Origin of the sequence: Bacillus cereus (assembly GCF_015071065.1) — a bacterium.
In the GTDB taxonomy this organism is placed as follows: Bacteria; Bacillota; Bacilli; order Bacillales; family Bacillaceae_G; genus Bacillus_A; species Bacillus_A cereus_BA.
The window spans coordinates 66,637-92,242 of sequence record NZ_VOVA01000010.1; the positions used below are offsets into that span (position 1 = coordinate 66,637).

Below are 25,606 nucleotides of genomic sequence, written 5' to 3' on the forward strand. Positions count from 1 at the left end.
CACCCTAAAATGGGAAAGCATTCTTTTTGATATTTTCCTTTTCTATAATCCCGTACTATCCTTTTTAATTCTACTAGCAATTTTACTTCTTATTAAATTGCAAATCACTTTTCAGTACATCCCAAAACAAATTCCCTTGACGTATTAGCTTACCTTTTTCGGGTTCTGGTGCAAAAACTCTAAAGCTCTTGCAAGTAATCTCCTAAACTTGGGCATACTGATACTAGTACTCTAAAAAAGGTGTGTGATCGGTATGGAAAAGGAAAATTTGTTCAAATGGAAGCATTATCAGCCGGAACTAATCCTATTAACAGTAAGGTGCTACCTACGGTACAATTTGAGCTTCCGTAACCTGGTAGAAATGATGGAGGAAAGAGGATTATCCATTGTTTATACCACCATTATGCGTTGGATGCATCAATATGGACCTGAATTAGATGAAAGAGTACGACGTCATCTTAAGACAACAAATGATTCCTGGAGAGTCGATGAAACCTATATTAAAGTAAAAGGGCAATGGATGTATTTATATCGTGCCGTTGATTCAGAAGGGACTACCATTGATTTTTATCTAAGTAAATCAAGAGATAAACAAGCCGCCAAGTGCTTTTTCAAGAAAGCCCTGGCTTTTTCGTACGTTTCTAAACCTCGCGTGATAACAGTAGATAAGAACCCTGCCTATCCTGTAGCAATTCAAGTGTTGAAAGAAGAAAAACATATGCCTGAAGGCATAAAGCTAAGACAAGTTAGATATCTCAATAATATAGTGGAACAAGATCATCGTTTTATTAAGAAACGTGTGCGTCCTATGTTGGGGTTTAAATCATTTAAAACTGCAACTTCTATATTGAGTGGTGTTGAAGCCATGCATATGATTAAAAAAGAACAGATTGATTTACGGAATCAGTCTGTCCAAAATCAGAAAGAATTCATCCATCAATTGTTTGGACTAACAGCATAAAATACAATTCCGCTCAAAATATATGCGCTATATTCTCTTTTATTTTACATTTGCACCAGAACCAGATTTTTGGACAAAGTGAGAGTGTAATATAAACCGTGTAAGTAACCTACCATCCTAGGTAGTGGGTTGCTTCACGGTTTTTCTTTTTCTAAAATTATTACGAAGGAGTGGTTACACTTATGGTTAGAAAGAAAAGAGATCCAAAATCCGTGAAGTTAGCTCAATCAATTTTTGAAGCTTACCAACCGGAAACTGTTGAAGATATGCAAGAGGCTTTGAAAGAAATCTTCGGACTAATGTTTGAGGCAATGCTTCAAGGCGAAATGAATCACCATCTTGGTTACGATTCAAACTCAAAAGAACCGAAAGAACACGAAAATCGTCGTAATGGATACGGTAAAAAGAAAGTAAAGACAAGCTTCGGTGAAGTTGATGTTCACGTACCTCGCGACCGTGATGCGTCATTTGAACCTGAAATTATTCCGAAACGCAAACGTGATGTATCAGACATTGAAGACAAGGTCCTGGCTATGTACGCACGTGGAATGAGCCAACGCGATATCTCAAGCACGATTGAGGACATTTACGGTTTCAGCGTGTCACACGATATGGTTTCCGATATTACCAACCAAATCTTGCCTGAACTCGAAGACTGGCAGGCAAGACCATTAGCGAAGTGTTATGCGTTCATGTTCGTGGACTGTATGTACGTGACGTTGCGCGAAAACTATGAAGCCAAAGAATACGCGGTTTACACCATTCTGGGCTATGACTTAAAAGGGAATAAAGAAATCCTCGGCTTATGGCTCAATCAAACCGAATCGAAGAATCGCTGGATGCAGATTTTTGATGAACTCAAAACTCGCGGTGTCGAAGATGTATTCTTCATCTCTATGGACGGAGTTTCGGGTCTTGAAGATGGCGCTCAGGCTATCTTTCCGCAAGTTGTCGTACAGCGTTGTATCGTTCATTTGGTGCGTAATTCACTTCGCTACGTGCCAAGTAAAGACTACAAGGAATTCTGTAAAGATTTGAAGAAATTCTATGGTGCTTCATCACTCAAAGTGAGCCACGCGGCGTTTGACGCATTCGAGAAGCGTTGGTCGCAATATCCAGGTGCGATTGACGTGTGGAAACGCAACTTCTCGCATGTCGAACAGCTCTTTGACTACGGCTCCGACATTCGCAAAGTTATGTACACGACAAACGCTGTCGAAAGCGTCAATTCAAGTTTCCGTAAGGTAACGAAAAAAGGCGCTTTCCCGAACGAAAACGCCTTACTAAAGGTTCTGTATTTACGTGTAAAAGAACTCCAAAACAAATGGAATGGAATGGCGGTCATATCCGCAATTGGTCAATGGTGTTGAATCAACTTATGGTTAACGATAAATTTGCCAAACGTATTGAAAAATACAGTATTTACCTACCGTAATTTAAATGCTTCGTTTGTTCGATAAGATAATTTGATATATCTGTGTTGGTGCCATTCCGCAAGAGGAATTCAACTAAATCTTGCTTTTGAAGAACAGGATTAATAACGGCTCCATCTAGCTGACTTAGAATCTGAACGATGCCATGATGTGAAAAACTCTTGATTGCTTTAAAAAGTTCTGCATCACGTTTCTTTCGTTCGGCGGATTCTTCAGGATACCCAGTATTGAACGGTTCTTCAAATAGTTTCTCAAGCGTGAAGCGAAGATTTAATTCGCCCGCCCAACCGAAGTTCAATCCAAGTGGAAGTGATGCACAGTTTCCGTTATTTATCCTACCGAATAGGAACGCATCTGTTGGAGTTGGCAGATAACCGCTAATGACATTCGGAAGTGTATTACAGGCAATCGACATACCAACACCGCTACTACATCCAGTGACGACAAAATCAACTGCACCTGAATTTAGAAGTAGACCAACAGCTAAGGACACTTGGATATAGCTTAACTCGGATTCTTCAGCTGTAACACCAAAATTGAACACTTCATATCCATGCTTCGCCACAGCCCTTTTTGTCTCTTCAAAAATCAGTTCATTTTTGCTAGTTTGGGTACTTGCTTGTATCACCGCTATCTTCATTCTTCCACGACCTTTCGATTTAATTATCACACAAACCGAAAGTCAAAAGAAGATAAAAAAGGCAGAAGCGATCTTGCCTTAATATTTGCTATTCTATGTGTTCGTTTCAAAAACTTACACAGATTTCTTGACAATCCCGACAAAGTTTAATCAAAACTATGATAATATCTCAAAACTCTCTTTCCATACCTCAAAAGCTCTATTCCAATATAGGTTTTCGGTTTTCGGCTTTCTCATTACTTATCACTTCTGAAACAATAGCATTTCCTTTTTCATCTTTAATGATTTTGATGAATTCTACTTCTTGAATATCCCCTTCACTATTAGGGTTATCCAATAATATAAACCCAGATGTACCCTCTCGTATAAGGTCACCAATTGCTGCTTCCTTAGTTTCTAAATAACCTGTTGTCCATTCTATCCCTTTACCTTTGTAGTTAAAAAGGCTAGTTGTCCATTGGTATTTAACTTCTCCTCCCACCGAAATCATCCTTTCTGATTGTACTAAAACTTGGTAACTATATTTGAAACTGATGATTCTATTTTGAACTACCCCCACTTTCACTTCGTTTAGAAGAGGGGGATTCCTAAGTAAAGAGTTCTATCGAACTCTAATTTATTAGGCTATCTCCATAGTCCTTGCGGTTAGAAGCCTTATCGCTTCATTCTTTAGATTGATACTTGCGTTAATATCCCTATCATGGTGTGTAAGACAAGAAGGGCAGTCCCATTTACGGAGGTTGAGATTTTTAACGTCTTTATTTTGATATCCACAATAAGAACATAATTGACTTGAAGCAAATGTTTTCGATACGACAATGACTTGTTTGCCGTACCATTTTGCTTTATATTCCAACATGGTTCGAAACTGTGACCATGATACCTCACTAATTGCTTTTGCTAACTTATGATTCTTTAACATATTCGATACTTGCAAATCCTCTATACCGATAACATCGTGGTTTTTGATGATTTCAGTTGAGATTTTGTCCAAGTAATCTTTTCTAGCATTTGTCATGTATTCATGAATTCTAGCTACCTTTACTCGCTGTTTATTCCAGCGAGTAGATCCTTTCGTTCTTCTAGAAAGAACACGCTGTGCTTTTGCCAACTTCTCTTCTAACGATCGAAAAAACTTCGGATTTTTATAGGTTGTTCCATCTGACAAAATGGCGAAATCTTTTAGCCCTACATCCATTCCAATGTGAGATTGTGTTTTCGGAAGTTCTTGCACTTCTGTTTCAACTAACAATGACACAAAGTATCTGCCAGAAGGGTTCCGTCTAACTGTAGCATTTAAAATACGTCCCTTTACTTCACGACTTTTGGCAAATCGAACAAGACCTAGTTTTGGCAATTTCATTTTATTTCCTACAACGGAAATGTTTTCATTTGTTTGTTTTGTGGTATAAGATTGTACGTTGTTCTTCTTAGATTTGAAACGCGGGGCACTGTTTTGTTTTTTGAAAAAGCGTGTATAAGCATCCGCAAGGTTGCGAACAGACGACTGAATAGCGATACTATCCACTTCTTTTAGCCAAACAAACTCTTTCTTCATGGCAGGAAGTTTGGCAGAGCATGTACCATATGTCAAACCTTTTCCTGTTTCTTTGTATGCATTATCCCATAGAGATAGGAAATGATTGAATACAAAACGAGAACAACCAATTGTTTTATTGATTAGGGTCGCTTGTGCTTTATTTGGATAGATACGAAATTTATATGCTTTATTGATCATCATTCATTTCACCTCCATTTCGATATGTGTCTATTATACAACAAACGTACATTCGATAGGTAGTGAAGTAACACTTTATGCATGTCGTACAATTAAGATGGCTTCCTGCCATCCCTTGCCCGAAGCCAATTCATCTCCCACCTACTCACTTCGCGTTCCTTGAGGAAGGAGTCTTCTTGGCTAAAATGATAAATTTATCTGTCACTCTTTATTTTATATATACTTTTCTTTAGCTTAGGCTTCTTGTGTAACCGTACTTTAGTCCCATTAATATCTAAATCAATCTTCTCTTCCTCTAAAGCCTCCATTTTCTCTTTATGTTCTTTTTCTATTCTATCTCTTTCTTCTTTTCTCTTAGTCGCTTTGGGACCAATTACGAACAGAATTAAGAATATACTCACCATTACAACAAAAGTAGTCACTAGTACCTTTCCTCCTTTGCCAAAACTTCGTACAACAAAATTCTTTTTAATGTTTAAGATTAAATCAGAAACCTAGAGGAGAATAAGCACTAGCATAATTACACAGAAACATTATAGATACTACCTGCACTATTCCTCCTTCTCCTTATATAAACCAAGATTATAAATGACGCAGTAAGGCCGGTACTAACAAAGTCATTACAAATATAAAAATTGAACTATATCTCAAACTTGAACTCCACTTTCCATATTTGGGATGTTCAAATTTCTTATAAAGCATACCTAATGCTAGAGATATTAAAAACATTAATACAGCTGTTCCTAAAATTATAGAAGTAATTAAGCCCACCATATTACTCATAAAGGTTTGAAAATCAAAAGAACGTGTTGTCAACATTAACACTGGTAGAATCCTTATTAATAGTATGAGAATAAATGAACCTACTCCAAAATATATAGATCTTTTTTTCCACTTTATATGTTTAAACCATAAAGAAGCTCCAAAAACTAATAATGATATTAAAATTACTACAGAAAGAATAAGGAAAATACCATCAAAAAATGCAGGCACACTCGCATGAACTGCACCATCTATTTTATCTCCCCCATCTTTTATTACATCACTGCCGCCATTAAACAAAGAACCAAACCAGTCTGTAATCCAATCAGTCATCCAGGAAATATCGAATGGTAAATCTTCATTTTTTGTTTGCGCAGGAGCAGCTGAGTTAAAAACCTTCAAATTATCCTCCCCCTTAATTAAAAATTAACCCCTTTACTTTAAGTATATAAACTTTCCTAACCAAAACTAAGAAAGTATTAAATCATATTTGATTAAATAGAAGAACCACACTTATAAATAGAAATTTCATTTGTTATATCTGTACACTCGCGTTTTGATAATTATCCGTTGCATTTAGCTTTGTCCCTATTTTGGAATAAGTAAAAAAGTACCCATCCAATTGTGATACACATAATAATTGGATGGGTACTTCATTACACATTCTTTATTCTGTTCTTATTGACATAGACGAGGGTTATACATTTCGTGGTGATACATACTGTAGTACAGAATCAAATAATTTAAAAATATTACTACGTAATTCATCCGATTTAAGAAAACAAAATTTCACAAACCTTCCATGATAGCTTCTTGGTTTATCGGATAGAACATATGAAGGCTCATACCCTCTTTTTAGTGTATCCCCTTCTTCAATCCACTTTTCAAGTTGATACATACTCACATTATAATTTCGCTTTCTTAACACAAAGTGAATCCTTCCATTTCACATTCTTCTTTCAATTTTTCTATATAATTGTGAGCAGAATGAAAAATATCAAAAAAATGATATAGAAAAAGCACTGCCGAAATCTTCAGCAATGCTTTTCGATTAAACGTACTACGATAATGAACGTCTAATTTTTTCTACTCATGAGTTCTGTAGACTCATATATATTTATTTTAATTTCAAGATACGTTCTATTTCCTTCACACTTAACTTACTTGCTTTTGCAATAGTTTCAAGCGATACACCAATTTCATGCATTCCTCGGATCATTTGCATCTTACCTTGCTCAAATCCTTTTTCCATACCTTCTTGTTCTGCATGTGCTAGCTTAGCTTGTTCATCTAAAAGAAATTTCTCTCGAGTTTCATATGCTGTTCGGAAAGAAGAATCATGGCTCATATTTTCCCATTTCCTTTCGTTCCAAATAACAGTTTAAAAGCAAAATCAATGCGTAAATTTACTAAATTAGTGGACATGGATTTTCTCTCCCTGTCTGTATTATTTATTATTGTACATAAAAAAAGGTAGAACATGCAAACAGACTCTTATGCTATCTCACATAAGAATCTGTCTAAATTCATAAAAACCAATATATCTAAAACGAGAGTGGGGGATCTTATCTACCAACCGAAGGAAAATGCTTGACTACCCGAAACTTCAACTATCAGGTGCTAATGTTCAACAACGTGTATCGAAAATGATCAAACATTTTTATAGGCCAACATAACGGACAGGAAATCAGCTTTTCTCTTGTCTAAATTTACTTAGCATACAGTGGTCATATATTTTTAAGCATAACGGAAGAATATATAAAAAATGCTACCTAAATGTGAAGTTTGATCAACTTAGGGGGGACAACCTTGTTCAATCAGATGGTAAAAGCTGTACCGAATTTATTTACGATTGGAAATTTATTGTGCGGTGTTTTTTCAATTACCATGAATATGAGTGACTATTTGGGAATAGCCTCCATTTTAATTTTCTTTTCAGCTGTTTTTGATCTTCTTGATGGAAGGATTGCGAGAAAATTAAAAGTGAACAGTGAGTTTGGTGTACAATTGGATTCCTTAGCTGATATTGTTAGTTTCGGAGTTGCTCCTGCACTTTTATTTCATTCGATAGCAACACCATCTATTTTAACTTCTTTGGCATTTATCCTTTTCCCAACGATGGGTGCTTTAAGATTAGCTAAATTTAGTGTTAAACCAACCATTGGATATTTTAAGGGATTACCTATTCCAGCTGCTGGATTACCATTGGCTGGTATGTGATTATTTTTATATAGCAATGCATGGATTACATTAATCCTAGCTCTCTTAACGGTAAGTCCAATTAGGTTTTAAAAAATTTAATTTGGGTTTTGCCCATCGCCATCAAGACTTTATGGAACATCGTTTATTTGAGTAAGGCTATCGAAATATTAAAGGGTATGTTCTGTTGAAAAGTTTGAAATAAACATAAACTGGTTGGTAAATTAGGATCAAGGTTTAAGCATTAGCTAGTAATTGTTGAAGTCTATTGTACGTTGAAAAGGCGGAGTCTCTTTGAAGACTTCACCTTTGTTTATATAGGGCATGAATGGTCTCGATACCTTTTATCGTACGTGAAGCATGACGAAGATTTTGAAATCCTGCGAATTTGGCAAAACGTCTCTATACATGCCTATGATCCTGTTCAATAAGATTGTTTAAATGTTTGATTGTGCAATGGATTGTAGTTTGATAAACCGAGAGACCCTTTAGAATAGAAATCACTTTTGACACAAAACAATGATTTTATATGGTGTAGTTTGAGCTGGTATACTCATTGTTGTAAGACCATAAATAGCTATTAAATTTCGATTTACAAGATTACCTGTAAAGAATTGACCATTTGTTAATAAAATTTGAGTAGAAGGAGAAATATTTAATTTTAATTTCCCATCACTACTCTCCGACTGTTCATTAAAATAGTCTACTTTTACATTTTGATGCGGTGTATATTTTGCCATAACAATTGCTTGAAATTGTGGTGGGAAAATGAGAGGAACAGGAGCGTTAGCATCGTAAAACCCAGTTACTTTATCTCCTACTACTACCGTTGCATAGTCGATAAAATACGTATTTGGTTTCACTACAAAATTTATTAGATTCCCATAACCATTATCTACGGACATTAATTTATTACATCCTATTTCTTCGTTTGATCCTGTTACAAAATCGTTAATCATAGTTATCGTACCATCAAATGATTGAAATTTTTTCATTCAAATACCTCTTTTGTTTATATAATTAAACCACTATCGTTACTCTATAATTTTTAAAAACATGTAAATGAAATAATCCTTCTCGTATCAATTCCAAAAATAACCCAAAACCTACCGTTCCATCTAAAACCAGCAACAGACCTTGGTCCTACAAAAATTGGGAAATACCAAAACTGTTCACCATTACTAAGCCATATATAAGTATTTCGAAATAAACATAATGAAATTGCTCCTGGATCAACAGCAAATGGTGAAGCAGTTGATTGTTGAGGAATAAATGATGGGGGAGGAGATGTTGGAGCTTGTGAACTTTGCTGTCCTGGAAAACTTGGTACACCCGGAAAACCTGGTATTCCAGGTATACCTGGAATCTGAGGACCAGGGAATTGACGATCGAAGTATTGATCATAATTTATATAAGGAAAATATATTGACTCATTATACATTTAAAAACCACCTCTTTATTTTTAAAACTCTCTAAATTATTAATATGTAATGTTGTTCGTATAGGAAGCTTATTCGCTTCCTATACGAACAATATTTTAAACAAAGCAAATATCAAACAGGAAAGTATTTAATTATTCATATTCTATATATCAAGAAAAAAATTATAATGATCCTCAAAGTATGTCTGCTTTCTGGATTGTTCTTTGGATACATGAATTACACAATACAATAGCATTCTTGATAATAGAATTTGGTCAAAGGTTATAAAACGACATAATTAATACAAACTTAAAAGCACTTTTAAAACATTAAAAAGTGCTTTTTATTTATTACAAATACAAATGTAAACTTTTCAATAAGAATTTACATCCGAGAAAATTAAAAAATGTTAAAAAAACGACCTTTAATCAATCGTTTTTTTTACATTTCCTTTTTCTAAAACCACAGAAAAGATAAGTACTATAGTTAACACCATAATAAACCTTACTTCACTTCCATCGCTGACAAAAAATGAATACAAAGTATAAATTAAAATTAATATTCCATAAATAATTTTGTGCAATGAACTCCCCCCTTTTGCCGTAAATATTTTAGTATAAAAGTTTAATTCAAGTCCTATCTCAAAATGAAAAGCACCTGTGATATACACAAAGCGTTTTTCTCTTGTCAATTTATATATTTTCACTATACTTATCTATTTTCTTTTTATAGCTTAAACTTCTTCAAATCATACTTTTCTAGAGTTTGCTGCAATCCATTTTGTTCATATGGGATATGTTTATCTGTCTGTACATCTTCCACATTTGCTCCACCTGCTAATAATCTCCTATACTTAAAAGAGTGCCCTGTTAATACTGTTTTAATCATTTTGTATTGCCCTCCTTTTGTTTGATTACTTGTATCATAAAACAAGTATCTGAAGTTGATATGTAGTCTATCTAGAGTGTATGTAAATTTAAAAAATCTCTAATAAAATGTTTGTATTGTAACGTTACCACCAAAACTATTGCTCCAAACACCATGATTTGAAGAGACAGTACCCCATGTTCTAGCCTCAATTCCTCCTACAGTTCTATATTGAGTAAAACTAGTTGATCCCTATAATATAAAAAGAGCACCACTTTTTGGATGCTCTTCATTATAACTATATATTATTTAATTTCCTTCTTTTGTTGGTACCATTTTTCCTTCTTGAGAGTCTGTACCTTCTGTTCTTTCAACAGTTTTTGCATGTTCTGGTTTTTCAGGGGCTCCCATTTCAAATCCAGGTTGAGAATCTGTACCTTCTTTTGTTGGTACCATTTTTCCTTTTTGAGAACCTGTACCTTCTGTTCTTTCAACAGTTTTTGCATCTCCTTTAGGAGTTGCTGGCACTGCATCTTTAGGTGCATCAAAGTTTTGTGAGAAAGACGTTGTTCCATCTGCACTCTGTGTAATTACTTGATTTGAACTATCTTCATTTGATTTTAAATTGTCCATTTTCGCATCATCTGCACCTACTGCACCTCCCGCTACCAATCCTGTACTTAAAAGTGCTCCTGCTAATAATGTTTTAATCATTTTTCATTACCTCCTTGTTTTGTTTGAAACTACATTTAGCATAAGATAAGAATCTATAGTTGATATGGACTGTATCTGGAGATTATGTAAAGAAAAATAGATGATCAGTTGTATATCCTAATAGGTGTTTAGACAAGATTGAAACTTTATATGAGTTTGATAATTGAGTTACCCTTTGTTTTTGGCTGGGGTGAAGTAAGGAGCTAACCTTTTCTAATTTGAAAGTAAACTTTTAAATATTAGTTTACTTTCATTTTATTATGAGGAAAACAAAAGACGACTTTACATTAGTCGTCTTTTAATCTAAAAAATCTATACAAAATCAATAAAATAATTAAGCATTTATTTTATTTAAAATTGAAATCTTATTAGTAGTAAATAGTACATAATCTTGTTTTCTAGTTTTAATTAAGATACGATCAGTTGTACCATAAGGTGTCCCAATTCGAATTGCATCAGCTTTTTCAACACCAGCATAAGTATCATCTTCAGTAACTTCAATAATTTCATTTAATGGAATACTAACTTTTGCTAATTGCCATTTAATAATTAGTTCCTCAGTTGTTTTTATAACATCAATACCCAACATATTACCAAGACCTTTCCATTCTATTTTCTAAATATAATTATAAATCAAATAAATATATTTGTAATTAAATATCTTTATTGGATATTTATGTTTACTAATGATATGAATAACAAATTATTTTTATCTATTTTTGAAAGTAAACTTTTAAATAAAAGATTACTTTCATTTTTATTACAAAATAAAGATTGATTAAAAACCCATCTGCAATCCTTATATAAACAATAAAAACTTTTTATAATAAAGTCTGATCATTTCTTATTCCACAAAAGCCCCCGTTAGCGACATAAGGATACTCCCGCCTTTTTAAATTCGTTTGAGGTCTCCTTTAATGATTGCGTACATATATAAATCATCAAATTTTCCACAAGTATATTCATAATGCCTCAATAAACCTTCTCTTTTAAACCCCTGATTTTCTACTAATTTTTGTGATGATAAATTCGCAGGATCAATTAGAGCCTCAATCCGTTCCATTTCAAAGTGTTTATAGCCATATTTAATAACAGCTTCTAAAGCTTCACCAGCTATTCCTTGTCCCCAATATTCTTTATTTAATTCAAACCCTACTTCAGCTCGATAATGTTTAGGGCGCATATTAAGAAAACCACAACTACCTATAACAACACCAATGTTTTTCTGTGTAATCCCCCACCTTATACCTGTACCTTCTTCCAATATAGATTTATACCATCTTATTTCGCTCAAGACGTCATTTGGTGATTCGTATGGTTCTAGCCCCATATGTTTAACAACGTCTTTATCTGACAGGTATTTATACATATCGTTAGCATCCTCTGGTGTCACTTCTTTTAAAATTAACCTTTCTGTTTCTATGATTGGAAATTTATTCATTAGAAAGTCTCCCTCTATAAGTATTGGTTTTAGTAATCTTATAATATTTTCTATTCTAGAATATCTCACTTACATTACATAGTAATCTATTACACAGCTAGACCAAACTACGCCCTTATGCAGTTAAACTGCCGCGATAGTTAAAGAAAAAAATCCTGCAAACAAAGGATTTTAATCAAACTTTATTATAAATAATCGAACTTTGTTTTAAATGATCAAGCTTTTTTATAAAACTACAATTAGGCCTTCCTTCGCACCTTTCAGTCCTCACTCCTTTTTTATATTTTTTAACTCCCAAAAACATATGATAACTAATAATAAAGTTATTAACAGTACACTTGTAAGTACACTTATAAGTGTACTTAATTAAATCAAGCCGCATAATAAAAACACTGTAACTAGCAAAATCAAAGTTACTATTTTTGAAGTATCAATCTGAATGTAAACTTTTGAATATTTGTTTACATTCATTTTATTGATTTTATTAACTCTATTTCACTTTACCCATTTCCTTTAAAACAAACAACAAAAGTATATATTCAAAACGTGACAAATAAAGAGATTAAAGCATCCATGAACAAAAAAGAAAAAGTTAGATCCATGCTAGCTTTTTTATATAATTTTCAAAATCGGAAGTTGTTTATAGATGATCAGTTCTTATATTTTATAATAGTGCCGTTTATATCTTTAAATTCTAAAACAGTCGTAATAAGATCAAACGATTTTGGATCATCCTCTAATTTATTAGGAAGGATCACGTACCATAAACTCCATCCTTTATACTTTGTTTCGCTTGGTAAGAATTTATCTAAATTTACAATATGTCCTGGGGTGGATTCATATGATACTTTGCTAATAGATGGGTTCTTAAGATAACCAGAAATAACTTTTCCATTTGATATTCCCATAGTAGGTGATATACCAGAATCTTGTACTTCTAACTCACTTACATTTGTTCCTCCTGTCATCCCACTAATAGTCCATTTCCCATTTTTTATTTCTAAATCTGCTATTGAAATGTAATTATTAGGTGTAACAAAAAAAGCTGTTTTTCCATCTATTTTTATAATACGCTCTAAAACAGAATATTTATTTGTTTCTGCATCACTTGTTGGTTTTAATCCATGCTTTAATGCTTCTTGTGGTGTATCGTATCCTTTTGAAATCGAACAGCCACTAATGATAAGGGTTAAGGAACCTAATATAAGATATTTTCTAAGTTTTTTATGCAAAAATTATTCCTCCTATCACCTGTAAAAATATGGTTTCATTACATTCTATCATGGCAGAGTTAGAATAAGTCCTACATTTTTTAACGAATATCATATACATCTGAAGTTAACATAGCACCACTTAGCAGAAGTCAATCTATCTAGAAACATAGAAGAGTTCACATAATCACCGTTATCAGTAGTTAGTCTACCTAATTATACAGGGGAATAAGCTCCTTTATTTTCTTTAAGTAAAAGAATATGAAATATTTATAAAAAGTAGGTGAAAACATGACATTAGATTCTAATCGTATTATAGGTTTCCCTAGATTGGATATACCAGCTAGCTATAACCTTCATTGCCAATACTTTATATTCGAATGTAAATGGAAATAGATAAGATTAACCCTCGCATCAATCCGTTACGGTCATCTTACCTATTGCTATCTAGTAGGTAGGAGATGAATTTCCCTTTCTGCGCATAAATAGAAAAACGAGCACCCTATCGCTATAAATAGGAGTGCTCGTTTTTACTTTCATGGATAATTATTGAAGCAATATATTCTCTCCTAGTAATTAAAATTAAATCTATTTCTTAGAAATATAATATCTTTATTATAAAGGAATCAGTTTCTACTTATTTATTATTTATTCTTGCACTAGAATCTTTATTTTCATCTATTCTTTTTCTGGCCAAATTTTCGCGTTTGGTTCTAATAACCACTTATGGTCTTCCTCCATGATACGATCATTCCATGGGTTATTCTCGAGATGTCGAATCATCCAACAAAAATACATTGCATATCCAGGCGCCGTTGCTTGTGGGTGGTCTAGCTCACCAGGAATTGTAATAAAGCTATTATGTACAACGCGATAAGCATCCTCACCAACCATTGCACATCCAAATCCCTGTGGCTTGTTAAAGCGATAATAATATACCTCTGGCTGATCATGGTGATGCGGTGGATAACTGGACCATCGCCCTGGATAAGAAATAACTTCTCCTACTACCATATTAGAATATGCTGCATTGTTATAGTCAAAAATCGTGCGAATAACTCGCTGCGCTGTTCCCTCCCATACTCCATCTCCAGCTACAACACTTTGACACTCATTTGGAGTATACAACTTGGACGCAAATTCTTGATCATTATCTGTTTTTTGAACAAGCACTTCACTATCTGAAAGAGCAGTAATTGTAACCTTCACATTTTTAGCCACATGTAAACACCAAGGGTTTTCTTCAAACACAGACTGTCTTTGAATAACTTGTTCCATTCCATCCCACTCTAAACGTATTGCCCCTTCTAGTAAAAGTACTGCCGTTTCATTCTTATTATCAAGTAGCAACTCTTCTTTTCCATTAGACATCTTATATATGCCTATATCCATTAACATATCACTGCATTGACCGTTCATTTCTGTTAATACATTATACCCTTCATTTAATTCACCTAATTTTCCTAACATGGCTTTCTCCCCCTTTTATTTAATGACCACTCTATAATTTTCTACCTTTTTCATTTAACTAAATTCCAAGTTTCTTCTAATATTAATGAAGAAAGCTTTTCTGATTATGCTCTGTTTTCACTTCCGAATATTCGCATATGATTTTTTACGTTTTCGTATGCAACCTCAATTACATCTTGATGATACGTAAAGTAATCTGAATAAGGAGTATTCCGAGCGGCAGTGTTAATCGCAGCAATTACATTCTGAAACGTGGCTGTTGCTACATTAATTTTTCGAACACCATGTTGAATACATTGCTTGAAATCCTCTGGGCTAATTCCAGAGCCACCATGTAATACTAGTGGAATATGGACTATCTCATTAATTTCCTGTAGGCGGTCTAATCGTAAATCAGGATCTCCATTGTACATACCGTGCGCATTTCCAATCGCAACAGCTAACGCATCTACGTCTGTTTCTTCTGCAAATTGTTTTGCTTCTTTAGTACTTGTCAGCAACATCTCAATATCTTCTGATCCGTCCTCACTACCACCAACTCTGCCAATCTCAGCCTCTACTGTCGCTCCGTACTGTTTCGCAAGCTCTACAATTTCTTTTGTCTTTTGGATATTCTCTTCTAACGGATAGTGAGAGCCATCAAACATAACCGAACTAAAACCAATTTCTAACGTCTCTTTAATCTTTTCAAACGTCATACCGTGATCAAAGTGAACTGCTACTGGGACAGTCGCTTTTTTCGCCGCAGCAACCATCAAAGGACCAATCATATGAATTGGCGAATGATTCAAACGAACTTCCGCAATTTGAAGAATAAGCGGCGAACGTAACTCTTCTGCTGCTTTAATAGCCCCCATTATCATTTCCATATTAGCGACACTGAAAGCTCCGACCCCATAATTCTCTTGATTTGCTTTTATTAAAATATCTTTCATTTGAACTAATGGCATTACACATTCACCTTTTTCAATATTATTTATTAAAAGGAAAACCAAACGTCTCGTCTTTTTACTCGTTATGTAATCTCACAATAGGGAAATTAAAGACCTGCTTTCTCTTGTATAAATTTCCGGGCTTTTAATGCGTATTCAAAAGGATTTGCTAAAGCCGGGTCTTGCTCTGCTTCTACTACAAACCAACCTTTATAATCAGAGGTTGCAAGGATAGTAAACACTTCATCAAATACAATTACGCCATCTCCTGGAACTGTAAATGCACCATTCTTCACTGCCTGTAAGAAGCTTAATTCGTTATCCTTTACAGCATCTACTACTTCCTGGCGAATATCTTTTAAATGCACGTGTTTAATACGAGGTAAATATTTTTTCAAAATATAAAGCGGCTCTTCTCCTGAAAAAACAAGATGACCTGTATCAAAAAGTAAGGATACAAGCTCTGGATCCGTCATATCCATTAACTTTTCAATTTCTGCCGTTGTTTGAACACCCGTACCCATATGATGATGGTATACAATATGTAGCCCCTTTTCCTGAGCTAATTTACCGAGGTGATGTAACCCATCCACAAGCTTATCCCACTCTTCCTCTGTAAAAACAGGCTTGTTTTGAAATAGCGGTACATCCATTAAACCTTGAATACTATGCCCTTGCTCTGATACAACAATGACTTTTGCCCCCATCTCATGCAGGAAATCTCTATGCTTAATAAATGCTTGTACCGTCTCTTCAAGCGGCTTCGTTGTCAAGAACGCACTAAACCATGCGCTAGCAATCTCCAGGTTTCGTAATTCCAAAGATTTTTTCAATACAACTGTATCTCTCGGATATTTATTACCTACTTCACTTCCATTAAATCCAGCTAGTGCCATCTCACTAATGCATTGTTCAAACGTATTTTCTGCTCCTAGCTCCGGCATATCATCATTTGTCCATGCAATTGGTGCAATTCCAAGCTTAATCGTATTTTCTTTAAACATCCCCTTGTCTCTCCTCTTCGCAAAATATTATAGAATTTCGCCAACTTTTCTTATCTGTTCGTTAAAAAGAGAGCTTTCTATAAATATGCATGTAGATAAAATGCTCCCTTTGTGCCCTAATCTAATAAGATCTTGCCTTTTGTAAGTTACTTACTTTACTCTCATACGAGGCTTGTACACTTTGACTATTAGATACTTCTGCAACACCTACATGCCACCATGAATCGTATCCATTTGTCATTGTTTTTGGTAATACTTTAATATCAATCAATGTAGAAACTGTTTGTTTTTTCGCATCTTTAAGCGCTTCCTGTAATTGTTCTATCGATGTAACACGATACGTTTTCACGCCATATCCAGCCGCGCTAGCTGCAAAATCAATTTTCATAATAGCCCCGTTTAATTTACGAGTTTCCTGGTTTCGGTAGCGAAACTCTGTTCCAAAGCTCCCCATTCCGTTGCCCATTTGTAAGTTATTAATGCAGCCAAATCCGGAGTTATCAAACAATAAGACGTTAATTTTTTTGTTTTCTTGAAGACTTGTGACAAGCTCAGAATGAAGCATTTGGTAACTGCCATCCCCTACCATTGCATATACTTCCTTCGATGGTTCAGCTAGCTTTGCACCAAGTGCGCCTGCAACCTCATAGCCCATGCAAGAGTATCCATACTCCATGTGGTATGTATTTGGTTTTCTGGGTGCCCACATTCTTTGTAAATCACCCGGAAGACTTCCTGCCGCACCAACAATAATTGCATCTTCATCAAGTAATGTATTCAATTGTCCAATCACTGCAGTCTGTGTTAATTGTGTACCAAGTGCGTCTACATACTCATTTAAATTCTCATCGAAATGACCTTCAACTTCTGGCGTGAAACCTTGACCTGTAAAGCGAATATTATGTAGGCGTGCTAATTCTGTTTCCCAAGCCTCTTTTGCATCAGCGATTTCTGCTGTGTAACTAGATTGATACTCAATTGTTTGTAGTTCATCTATTAGAGCAAGAAGCGCTTCTTTTGCATCTGCTATCATCTTCAATGCATCGAGCTTGTTCGCATGAAATTCTGAAATGTTGATGTTTAAAAACTCAACCTCTTTATTCTGGAACAATTGCTTAGATGCCGTTGTAAAATCAGTAAATCTTGTCCCGATTCCAATAACAAGATCCGCTTCCTTTGCAATTGTATTGGCTGCTAAATTCCCAGTTACCCCAATACCGCCAAGATTATATGGATGGCTGCTTTCAATCGCACTTTTCCCAGCTTGTGTTTCTCCAAATGGAATGCGGAATGCTTCAGCAAACTGTTTGAGTTCCTCTGCCGCTTCTGCGTACCTTACACCACCACCGCAAATCATAATTGACTTTTTCTTTTTCTTAATCATTTCCACCGCATCCGCTAAACTGGCTTTTGTAGGTAGACGACGTTCAATACGATGAACACGCTTTTGGAAGAAGTAACTTGGAAAATCCCACGCTTCCCCTTGGACATCTTGTGGTAAACAAATTGTTACAGCTCCTGTATCTGCCGGATTCGTTAAAACACGCATGGCTTGAATCATAGCTGTCATCAATTGTTCAGGACGGTTCACCCGGTCCCAATACTTACTTACCGCACGAAAAGCATCATTCGTAGAAATAGATAAGTCATGCGTTTGTTCAATTTGTTGAAGAACAGGATCAGGTTGTCTCGTTGCAAATACATCACCTGGAAGTAGCAAAACGGGAATATTATTTGCAGAAGCTGTTGCAGCAGAGGTAATCATATTTGCTGATCCAGGACCAACAGAAGAAGTACATGCCATAATTTGTTTTCTGTGTTTTTGTTTTGCAAAAGCAACCGCAGCATTTGCCATCCCTTGTTCATTTCTCCCTTGATATACTTCTAATTCCCCTGCATCTTCTTCTAATGCTTGACCTAGGCCTACTACATTTCCATGACCAAAAATCGTAAAGATTCCCTTAATAAACCTCTGTTGCTCTCCATCAAACTCTACGTACTGCTCGTTCAAAAATTTCACCAAGGCTTGCGCCGTAGTCATTCTAACAGTTTGCATATTGTTTGCTCCTTTCTATCTCTATCAGTCATTCTGCATATGAAAAAGGAGTATCAGGAATTTGATAGACTCCTAATACTTCCTTCTTATGTTTTAATACTTTCGTTACTTTCGCTTACGAACAACTAGAGAGATTTTATTTCTCTCTTAATCATTACTTTTCCCAACGAGATGTAAGCATTTTCTTTCTTGTATAAAACTCAACGCCGTCAGTACCGTTCGCATGAAGATCTCCATAGAAAGAGTCTTTCCAGCCAGAGAACGGGAAGAATGCCATTGGCGCTGGTACCCCAACATTCACACCTAACATACCTGATTCAATTGTTTCACGGAATTGACGTACACTTGCTCCGCTATCTGTATAAATGCAAGCCCCATTTGCAAATCGAGACTCATTCGCAATTTCAATTGCTTCATCCAATGATTTCACACGAACAATTGATAGAACAGGAGCAAAAATCTCATCTTGCCAGATTTTCATTTCTTTTGTAACATGGTCAAAAATTGTTGGCCCAACGAAGTAACCGGCTCCTTTTACAGCTGCATCCTCGCGTCCATCACGAACTAACGTAGCGCCCTGTTCTATACCTGAATCGATATAACCAATTGTGCGCTCTTTATGGTTACCACGAATAACTGGTCCTAAAAATACATCTTCATCAAGACCATTGCCGATCACAATTTTGTTTGCTTCTTCTACTAGTCTTCCAACTAGTTGATCTGCAATTTCTTCTTCTACTGTTACAACAGAAGCAGCCATACATCGCTCACCAGCTGAACCGAATGCAGCACTAATAATTTGCTTTGTTGCTAGTTCAAGATTCGCATCATTTAATACAATGGAATGATTTTTCGCACCCGCTAGTGCTTGCACTCGTTTTAAGTTTTCTGTTCCTTTTTTGTATACATATTCTGCGACAGGCTGAGAACCTACAAATGAAATTGCCTTCACTAATTTATGTTCCAGAAGACCGTTTACTACATCGTGTGCGCCATTTACGATATTTAATACACCTTTTGGTAAGCCTGCTTCTTCAGCTAATTCAGCTAATTTTGCCGCTAGAAGTGGTGTACGCTCTGAAGGTTTTAGCACAAATGTATTACCACAAGCAATCGCAAGTGGAAACATCCAGCATGGAACCATCATTGGGAAGTTAAAAGGTGTAATTCCGCCTATAACCCCAATTGGATAACGATACATACCAGACTCAATGCCTGTCGCAATATCAGGTAGCTGTTTTCCCATCATTAATGTAGGAGCACCCGCTGCAAATTCCACACACTCAATACCACGAAGAACTTCACCGTAAGCTTCGTTATAGCTTTTTCCATTTTCAATCGTAATAAGTTTCGCTAACTCTTCCCAGTTCTCTACTAGTAATTGTTGATATTTAAATAGAATACGAGCACGTTTTGGCACAGCTGTTTTGGACCAAAGTTGGAACGCTTGATTTGCTGCTAGTACAGCTTGTTCAACATCTTCTTTTGTTGAAAGTGGTACCTGAGCGATTACTTCTCCTGTTGCAGGATTATATACAGCCTCCATCTTAGTTGAAGAGGATTCTACCCATTCGCCGCCAATGTAGTTTTTTACAATTTGTGCTGTTTGTACTGTCATATTATTTCTCTCCCTTTTATTTAATGTAGAAGCGTTCATAGGATACGCCCTTACTTGATTATTGGTTTATGAAGTTTCTATACAATTTCCTCACCCGTTTCCATGAATGCAGAAATCTCTACACTTGTTGGCATTGCATCCGAACAGCTATGTTTGGAAATAACAATGGAAGCAGAAGCGCCTCCTAATCGCATCGCTTGAGGAATCTCAAGCCCTTGCATTAAGCCGTAAATAAACGCAGAAGCATACGAGTCGCCAGCGCCGAACGTCTTTAATACCTTTGTTTTAAAGATACCGCCGCGGTGAGATTGACCGTCTCTTGTATAAGCGATTGAACCATCCCCGCCATGCTTAATTACGACGATTTTCGCATGATGAGAAAACCATCTTTCAGCCGTAACTTGATCATTAGATTGTTCGTAGTTTAATAGTTTTTCCATCATATCGAATTCTTCACGCGTTCCAATAATGACATCAGACTTTTCAGCCGCTAGATTGTAATACACAGCCGTTTCAGCTTCTGACTGCCATGTATAAGGGCGGTAATCAACATCAAAAAATACGACTACATCATGCTTACGCGCATATTCTAGCGCTAAAAATACCGCCTCGCGAGAAGGGCTTTTCGCTAAAGCTGTTCCTGAAATTAAGAGTGCTTTTGATTGTTTAATATAGTCCTCAGATACTTCTGTTGGATCAAGATTTAAATCTGCGACATTGTCACGATACATTAAAATACTGCAATCTTCAGGGCTTTTAATTTCTGTAAAAGCTAGACCTGTCATTGCACCTGTACGATCAATACATATCTGATCTGTATTAATATTGTTGTCCTTTAGGTACCCTGTAATAAAGCGGCCCATTTGATCATCGGACACTTTACCGATAAATCCTGTTTGTAAGCCAAGACGTGCCGCACCAATCGCAATATTGGCAGGAGATCCCCCCACATACTTAGTAAACGTTCTTGTTTCTTCCATAGGGCGTTGTGTTTCATTGGCATTTAAATCAACGCATAAACGTCCAACTGCAATTAGGTCTAATGGACGATCTTCTTTAAAAATAAGTGGATTCATTGTTACTACCTCCCGTGCGTTATGTAAAGGTAAATGATATGGTTAAGAAATTTTTTGACCATACTATTCACCACTCTTTAACTATCTAGAAGTAAGCGCTCTCTTTATTGATTTAATGCAGGCTGTTTATGTTCAATTTGAACAGGTTTTCCTGTTAGTAAAGATTCCTTCGCAGCTTTCGCAATTCGCTCCGCTTGTAACCCATCATTACCACTGCAAATAACAGCTTGTCCTTCTATAATTGACTTTGTAAATTGTGTTACTTCTTCAATGTAAGCCTGCGTATAGCGCTCTAAGAAGAAATAAAGCGGCTTATCTTTTACAACACCTTCTGTTTTTGACACTTGTACAGTTGTCGGACAGCAATTATCGGCAGCGACCGACCCTTTTTCACCAAACACTTCAAGACGCTGGTCATATCCATAAACAGCTTGGCGGCTATTATCAATTACTCCTAAAGCTCCATTAGCAAATTTTAATGTAACAATTGCCGTATCAACATCGTTTACTTCTTGAATGGACGGATCAATTAATGTTGTTCCATATGCAAATACTTCAACAACTTCACTATTCATCACATACCTAGCCATATCAAAATCATGAATCATCATATCCATAAACAATCCACCTGAAGAACGAACATATTCTATACTTGGCGGTTGTGGATCTCTAGACGTAATTTTTAAAATATGTGGGTGTCCCACTTCTCCTTGTTGAATAAGATCATAGACTTTTCTGAAGTTAGGATCGAAACGGCGATTAAAACCTACTTGAAGAGATACTCCTTGTTCTTTTACTACTTCTAATGCATCTAATGTTTCCTCTACTGAGAAACTAACAGGCTTTTCACAGAAAATATGTTTTTTCGCAAGAGCCGCTTCTTTAATAATTTGCGCATGTGTATTTGTTGGTGAACAAATGAATACAGCATCAATTTCTGGATCTGCTAATAAATCCCGATAGTTTGTAGTCAGAGTGGAAATCCCTTTATCCTCAGCCCACTTTTCTAGATGACTAATCACTACATCTGAAACCGCTTTAATTTTCACTTGTGGCATCAGCTGCAAATTATCAACATGCAGTTTCCCTATTCGTCCAGCACCAATAATCCCAATCGTTAAAACGTTCATATGATTTCTCCCTCTTTATTTAAATTTAAGAAACAAAATGGAAGTCTATAAGGTTTAGCACATCAAATTCAGTTAAGCGCTTTCCCTATTTTTCTTCATTATACACACTTGATTCTAAATTGAAAACATTTTTATTTTTTTGAATACTTTTCTTTTCATCCGAATTTCAAATTTCGTAAGTAAACGTAATCCATGCATCTACAAAGTAATAATAAGAAACAAATAATCTAAACAGCTACAAAAATACTCTTTTAAAATACTGATATAACAAGGAAAGCTAAGCCTTTTAAATAGTAAACCCCATCTATAAGTTATTTCTTTCTTTTCATACTCACAATTATTTTATTGTCCGATAAGTAAATAGAATGCCCCTATAAAAGAAAGTTGTAAATTGTCAAAAAATTTCATTGACGACCCTATTATGTAAGCGTATACTTTTTTTATCAAAAAGAATTAAGCGCTTAACCAAAAAAATAACTTATCGGTGGTGGGAGAATGAACGCAATGAGTTCAAACAAAACATTTATGGACAAGATTGGTATCCCTTCTAATTTAACTTGGGGATACATAGGGATTATTGTTTTTATGATTGGGGATGGTTTAGAACAAGGATGGTTATCCCCTTATCTCGTTGAGAATGGCTTAACGCTAGAACACACTGCTTTTCTGTTTACTATTTACGGAATTACTGTATCTGCTTCTTCCTGGTTTTCGGGGGTATTTGTACAAATGTGGGGACCAAGAAAAGTAATGACATTTGGTTTAGTATCATTCATTTTAGGCTCCATTGGGTTCATCGGTATAGGAATTCAACATATGAATTATCCCGTTATATTACTTTGCTACGCTCTACGAGGATTTGGTTATCCCTTATTTGCTTATTCTTTCTTAGTTTGGGTATCTTACAGTACTCCTCAACAAATGCTTTCAAGAGCAGTTGGCTGGTTCTGGTTCGTATTCCAGCTTGGGCTTAGTGTTATAGGGGCTTTCTATTCTAGCTATATGGTTCCTAAAATCGGAGAAATAGCTACTTTATGGAGTGCTTTAATTTTTGTTGTCGTCGGGGGATTATTCTCAATTGTTGTAAATAAAGACAAATTTAAAACACAACCCGTAAGCGCTAACAAATCAAGTGAATTACTAAAAGGCATTACCATCGCATTTGAAAATCCTAAAGTTGGTATAGGTGGTATTGTTAAAATTATAAACTCGGCCGCTCAGTTTGGATTTGTTATTTTCCTGCCTACTTATATGATGAAATATAATTTTACGATGACTGAATGGCTACAAATTTGGGGTACTCTATTCTTTGTAAATATGGTGTTTAATATTATTTTTGGTATTGTTGGAGACAAGTTTGGTTGGGTAAATACGATTAAATGGTTCGGAGGAGTCGGTTGCGGAATTGTAACTCTTGCACTCTATTATGTACCACAAATGGTAGGACATAATTATTGGGCAATATTATTTGTTGCATGTTGCTATGGAGCAACACTTGCCGGTTATGTACCTCTTACAGCTTTAGTCCCATCTTTATCTCCTGAAAATAAAGGAGCTGCAATGTCTGTCTTAAATTTAGGTTCAGGATTATCAGCATTTGTTGGGCCATTAGTAGTAACTGCTTTCATCGGTCCATTAGGTGTTGGCGGCGTGATGTGGATCTTTGCTGGTTTGTACTTCTTTGGTGCATTTTTAACTCATTTCCTTACTATTCCAAAGGAGAATGAGATTAAGCAGGATTTAAATACGAAAAGCGGCGAGCAATTCTCAGTATAAATTTTTAATAAAAACGAAGGGCGTCATAACTGTACATAGTTACGATGCCCTTCGTTTTGTTACATATAAGTGAGCTATTAAAAATAGCTATCATGTAATATCCTTTACTGAGGATCGTTCTACTAATTGAGGAATAATAGTAATTTTTTGCTTAGCATGCTCCTTCATTTCCATCGTTTTTAAGAGTTGTTCAAACGTACAGGCTGCCATTTGTTTAATTGGCTGTTCAATCGTCGTTAACCCTGGATCTGCAATCTCAGCATAGATTGTATTATCAAATCCGATAATTGATAAATCTTCTGGAATCGAAAGTCCTTGTTTTCTTGCTTCATTCATAAGGCATATAGCAATTAAATCTGTACAAGCAAAAACCGCTGTAGGTCTGTTAGGCAAATTAAGTAATTCTTTACTTACACGTTTGCCATCTTCCACTGTCGAATAGCAGCTAATTATAGCATCATCATCTAACCAAATCCCTGAATCTGTAAGAGCTTGTTTGAAACCATTCAGTCTCCCTAAGCTACTTTTTCTATCCTTCTCCATCATAATTGTTAATGATGTATGGCCTTTCTGCGTTAGATAATTCCCTGCTAGATAGCCTCCCCTCATATCATCAGTTGTCACAACATGAGTCGTGATGGAAGGATGATCTACAGTGAATAAAACAAGGGGTAAATCTCGATTCACGATTTTTTTTACAAGCTTATAATCATTTAGCTCCGTTGCAATAATAATGCCATCTACTTGCTTTTTAAATAATAAATCAATGTATTCGTGCTCACGTTTTGTTTGATGGTCTGTACTACATAATATGAGTGTATATCCTGATTCTCGTGCACTATTTTCAAAAGCTCTTGCTACTTCTGCAAAAAAGGAGTTTGAGATATCCGGAACAAGTACACCAATCGTATATGTTTTTTTACCTGTTAACGCTGCTGCTACACTACTTGGTTGGTAATCTAATTCATCCATTACCTTATTCACTTTGTTTATTGTTTTTTCACTAATACGCCCTGTTTGATTAATTACCTTAGATACAGTCGCTATTGATACACCTGCTTTTTCCGCAACATCATAAATTGTTGGTTTCACTTTAATTGTCCCTTCTTAATCATCTTTTTCTATATTTTATCATAAATATATTTTGCTACTTGGTA

At 35.4% G+C, this 25,606-nt stretch carries 23 protein-coding genes and 5 pseudogenes; 4 read left to right on the forward strand and 24 right to left on the reverse strand.

The window, feature by feature from the left end; all coding sequences use genetic code 11:
• Positions 1-253: 253 nt before the first annotated feature.
• Positions 254-961: an IS6 family transposase gene (locus FT637_RS20950; RefSeq protein ID WP_193647928.1), complete on the forward strand. Its 708-nt coding sequence runs from the start codon at positions 254-256 to the stop codon at positions 959-961.
• 182 nt (positions 962-1,143) lie between these two features.
• Positions 1,144-2,396, forward strand: a pseudogene (locus FT637_RS20955) (IS256 family transposase).
• On the opposite strand, the gene FT637_RS20960 reads toward FT637_RS20955, so the two are convergent.
• The 7 genes and pseudogenes from FT637_RS20960 to FT637_RS20990 form a co-directional block, all read right to left on the reverse strand.
• Complete coding sequence (locus FT637_RS20960; RefSeq protein WP_113770906.1) at positions 2,384-3,034, reverse strand: RpiB/LacA/LacB family sugar-phosphate isomerase; 651 nt, start codon at positions 3,032-3,034, stop codon at positions 2,384-2,386. The pseudogene FT637_RS20955 and the gene FT637_RS20960 sit on opposite strands and share 13 nt — an antisense overlap.
• 199 nt (positions 3,035-3,233) lie before the next feature.
• Complete coding sequence (locus FT637_RS20965; RefSeq protein WP_227493895.1) at positions 3,234-3,515, reverse strand: hypothetical protein; 282 nt, start codon at positions 3,513-3,515, stop codon at positions 3,234-3,236.
• 138 nt (positions 3,516-3,653) lie between these two features.
• On the reverse strand, positions 3,654-4,775 hold the full coding sequence (gene tnpB, locus FT637_RS20970; protein ID WP_193647930.1) for an IS200/IS605 family element RNA-guided endonuclease TnpB: 1,122 nt from the start codon (positions 4,773-4,775) through the stop codon (positions 3,654-3,656).
• A 191-nt stretch (positions 4,776-4,966) separates the two neighbouring features.
• Entirely contained in the window at positions 4,967-5,194 is a 228-nt protein-coding gene (locus FT637_RS20975; protein WP_193647931.1) for a hypothetical protein, read from the reverse strand.
• Positions 5,195-5,354: 160 nt separating this feature from the next.
• Positions 5,355-5,954, reverse strand: coding sequence for a hypothetical protein (locus tag FT637_RS20980; RefSeq protein ID WP_193647981.1), 600 nt, complete (start codon positions 5,952-5,954; stop codon positions 5,355-5,357).
• A gap of 280 nt (positions 5,955-6,234) precedes the next feature.
• Positions 6,235-6,506, reverse strand: a pseudogene (locus FT637_RS20985) (hypothetical protein); the annotation flags it as partial.
• A 145-nt stretch (positions 6,507-6,651) separates the two neighbouring features.
• Positions 6,652-6,894: pseudogene (locus tag FT637_RS20990) on the reverse strand (Rpn family recombination-promoting nuclease/putative transposase); the annotation flags it as partial.
• A gap of 449 nt (positions 6,895-7,343) precedes the next feature.
• Here FT637_RS20990 and pssA point away from each other — a divergent pair.
• A pseudogene (pssA, locus tag FT637_RS20995) lies at positions 7,344-7,826 on the forward strand (CDP-diacylglycerol--serine O-phosphatidyltransferase).
• Positions 7,827-7,970: 144 nt separating this feature from the next.
• On the opposite strand, the pseudogene FT637_RS21000 reads toward pssA, so the two are convergent.
• The 16 genes and pseudogenes from FT637_RS21000 to iolG all read right to left on the reverse strand — a co-directional run.
• Positions 7,971-8,225, reverse strand: a pseudogene (locus FT637_RS21000) (DDE-type integrase/transposase/recombinase); the annotation flags it as partial.
• An 8-nt stretch (positions 8,226-8,233) separates the two neighbouring features.
• Positions 8,234-8,728, reverse strand: a complete 495-nt coding sequence (locus tag FT637_RS21005; protein WP_193647934.1) for a hypothetical protein — start codon at positions 8,726-8,728, stop codon at positions 8,234-8,236.
• 53 nt (positions 8,729-8,781) lie between these two features.
• Positions 8,782-9,174: a collagen-like protein gene (locus tag FT637_RS21010; protein ID WP_193647935.1), complete on the reverse strand. Its 393-nt coding sequence runs from the start codon at positions 9,172-9,174 to the stop codon at positions 8,782-8,784.
• 404 nt (positions 9,175-9,578) lie between these two features.
• Entirely contained in the window at positions 9,579-9,860 is a 282-nt protein-coding gene (locus FT637_RS21015; protein WP_193647986.1) for a hypothetical protein, read from the reverse strand.
• Between the two features lie 20 nt (positions 9,861-9,880).
• On the reverse strand, positions 9,881-10,042 hold the full coding sequence (locus FT637_RS21020; RefSeq protein ID WP_193647936.1) for a hypothetical protein: 162 nt from the start codon (positions 10,040-10,042) through the stop codon (positions 9,881-9,883).
• A 288-nt stretch (positions 10,043-10,330) separates the two neighbouring features.
• Positions 10,331-10,735, reverse strand: coding sequence for an alpha-ketoglutarate permease (locus FT637_RS21025; protein ID WP_193647937.1), 405 nt, complete (start codon positions 10,733-10,735; stop codon positions 10,331-10,333).
• 334 nt (positions 10,736-11,069) lie between these two features.
• A complete protein-coding gene (locus FT637_RS21030) occupies positions 11,070-11,324 on the reverse strand; it encodes a hypothetical protein (protein ID WP_193647938.1) in 255 nt (84 codons plus the stop codon).
• 303 nt (positions 11,325-11,627) lie between these two features.
• Positions 11,628-12,176 carry a GNAT family N-acetyltransferase gene (locus FT637_RS21035; RefSeq protein WP_113771034.1) on the reverse strand — a complete coding sequence of 183 codons (549 nt, stop codon included), beginning with the start codon at positions 12,174-12,176 and terminating at the stop codon, positions 11,628-11,630.
• 650 nt (positions 12,177-12,826) lie between these two features.
• Positions 12,827-13,408, reverse strand: a complete 582-nt coding sequence (locus FT637_RS21040) for a hypothetical protein (protein ID WP_193647939.1) — start codon at positions 13,406-13,408, stop codon at positions 12,827-12,829.
• Positions 13,409-14,065: 657 nt separating this feature from the next.
• Positions 14,066-14,857, reverse strand: coding sequence for a 5-deoxy-glucuronate isomerase (locus tag FT637_RS21045; RefSeq protein ID WP_193647940.1), 792 nt, complete (start codon positions 14,855-14,857; stop codon positions 14,066-14,068).
• 104 nt (positions 14,858-14,961) lie between these two features.
• A complete protein-coding gene (locus FT637_RS21050; RefSeq protein WP_193647941.1) occupies positions 14,962-15,807 on the reverse strand; it encodes a class II fructose-bisphosphate aldolase in 846 nt (281 codons plus the stop codon).
• A gap of 89 nt (positions 15,808-15,896) precedes the next feature.
• Positions 15,897-16,793: a myo-inosose-2 dehydratase gene (gene iolE / locus FT637_RS21055; RefSeq protein ID WP_193647942.1), complete on the reverse strand. Its 897-nt coding sequence runs from the start codon at positions 16,791-16,793 to the stop codon at positions 15,897-15,899.
• 121 nt (positions 16,794-16,914) lie between these two features.
• A complete protein-coding gene (iolD, locus tag FT637_RS21060) occupies positions 16,915-18,849 on the reverse strand; it encodes a 3D-(3,5/4)-trihydroxycyclohexane-1,2-dione acylhydrolase (decyclizing) (RefSeq protein WP_193647943.1) in 1,935 nt (644 codons plus the stop codon).
• Positions 18,850-19,003: 154 nt separating this feature from the next.
• Positions 19,004-20,467 (reverse strand): CoA-acylating methylmalonate-semialdehyde dehydrogenase, encoded by a 1,464-nt coding sequence (locus tag FT637_RS21065; RefSeq protein ID WP_193647944.1) that lies wholly within the window; start codon positions 20,465-20,467, stop codon positions 19,004-19,006.
• A 77-nt stretch (positions 20,468-20,544) separates the two neighbouring features.
• Positions 20,545-21,543, reverse strand: coding sequence for a 5-dehydro-2-deoxygluconokinase (iolC, locus tag FT637_RS21070; RefSeq protein ID WP_193647945.1), 999 nt, complete (start codon positions 21,541-21,543; stop codon positions 20,545-20,547).
• Between the two features lie 104 nt (positions 21,544-21,647).
• Positions 21,648-22,673, reverse strand: a complete 1,026-nt coding sequence (iolG, locus tag FT637_RS21075) for an inositol 2-dehydrogenase (RefSeq protein WP_193647946.1) — start codon at positions 22,671-22,673, stop codon at positions 21,648-21,650.
• 495 nt (positions 22,674-23,168) lie between these two features.
• Between iolG and FT637_RS21080 the strand changes: the two genes are divergently transcribed.
• Positions 23,169-24,449 (forward strand): MFS transporter, encoded by a 1,281-nt coding sequence (locus FT637_RS21080; RefSeq protein WP_193647947.1) that lies wholly within the window; start codon positions 23,169-23,171, stop codon positions 24,447-24,449.
• A 90-nt stretch (positions 24,450-24,539) separates the two neighbouring features.
• Here the strand turns inward: FT637_RS21080 and FT637_RS21085 are convergent, their stop codons facing one another.
• Positions 24,540-25,541 (reverse strand): LacI family DNA-binding transcriptional regulator, encoded by a 1,002-nt coding sequence (locus tag FT637_RS21085; protein ID WP_193647948.1) that lies wholly within the window; start codon positions 25,539-25,541, stop codon positions 24,540-24,542.
• Positions 25,542-25,606: the final 65 nt, after the last annotated feature.

Excerpts from the sequence above, each read along its gene's own strand:
- FT637_RS20950 (WP_193647928.1), top strand. The coding sequence starts at position 254 with ATGGAAAAGGAAAATTTGTTCAAATGGAAGCATTATCAGCCGGAACTA.
- FT637_RS20960 (WP_113770906.1), bottom strand. The coding sequence starts at position 3,034 with ATGAAGATAGCGGTGATACAAGCAAGTACCCAAACTAGCAAAAATGAA.
- tnpB (WP_193647930.1), bottom strand. The coding sequence starts at position 4,775 with ATGATGATCAATAAAGCATATAAATTTCGTATCTATCCAAATAAAGCA.
- FT637_RS21005 (WP_193647934.1), bottom strand. The coding sequence starts at position 8,728 with ATGAAAAAATTTCAATCATTTGATGGTACGATAACTATGATTAACGAT.
- FT637_RS21010 (WP_193647935.1), bottom strand. The coding sequence starts at position 9,174 with ATGTATAATGAGTCAATATATTTTCCTTATATAAATTATGATCAATAC.
- FT637_RS21020 (WP_193647936.1), bottom strand. The coding sequence starts at position 10,042 with ATGATTAAAACAGTATTAACAGGGCACTCTTTTAAGTATAGGAGATTA.
- FT637_RS21025 (WP_193647937.1), bottom strand. The coding sequence starts at position 10,735 with ATGATTAAAACATTATTAGCAGGAGCACTTTTAAGTACAGGATTGGTA.
- FT637_RS21030 (WP_193647938.1), bottom strand. The coding sequence starts at position 11,324 with ATGTTGGGTATTGATGTTATAAAAACAACTGAGGAACTAATTATTAAA.
- FT637_RS21035 (WP_113771034.1), bottom strand. The coding sequence starts at position 12,176 with ATGAATAAATTTCCAATCATAGAAACAGAAAGGTTAATTTTAAAAGAA.
- FT637_RS21045 (WP_193647940.1), bottom strand. The coding sequence starts at position 14,857 with ATGTTAGGAAAATTAGGTGAATTAAATGAAGGGTATAATGTATTAACA.
- FT637_RS21050 (WP_193647941.1), bottom strand. The coding sequence starts at position 15,807 with ATGCCATTAGTTCAAATGAAAGATATTTTAATAAAAGCAAATCAAGAG.
- iolE (WP_193647942.1), bottom strand. The coding sequence starts at position 16,793 with ATGTTTAAAGAAAATACGATTAAGCTTGGAATTGCACCAATTGCATGG.
- iolD (WP_193647943.1), bottom strand. The coding sequence starts at position 18,849 with ATGCAAACTGTTAGAATGACTACGGCGCAAGCCTTGGTGAAATTTTTG.
- FT637_RS21065 (WP_193647944.1), bottom strand. The coding sequence starts at position 20,467 with ATGACAGTACAAACAGCACAAATTGTAAAAAACTACATTGGCGGCGAA.
- iolC (WP_193647945.1), bottom strand. The coding sequence starts at position 21,543 with ATGAATCCACTTATTTTTAAAGAAGATCGTCCATTAGACCTAATTGCA.
- iolG (WP_193647946.1), bottom strand. The coding sequence starts at position 22,673 with ATGAACGTTTTAACGATTGGGATTATTGGTGCTGGACGAATAGGGAAA.
- FT637_RS21080 (WP_193647947.1), top strand. The coding sequence starts at position 23,169 with ATGAACGCAATGAGTTCAAACAAAACATTTATGGACAAGATTGGTATC.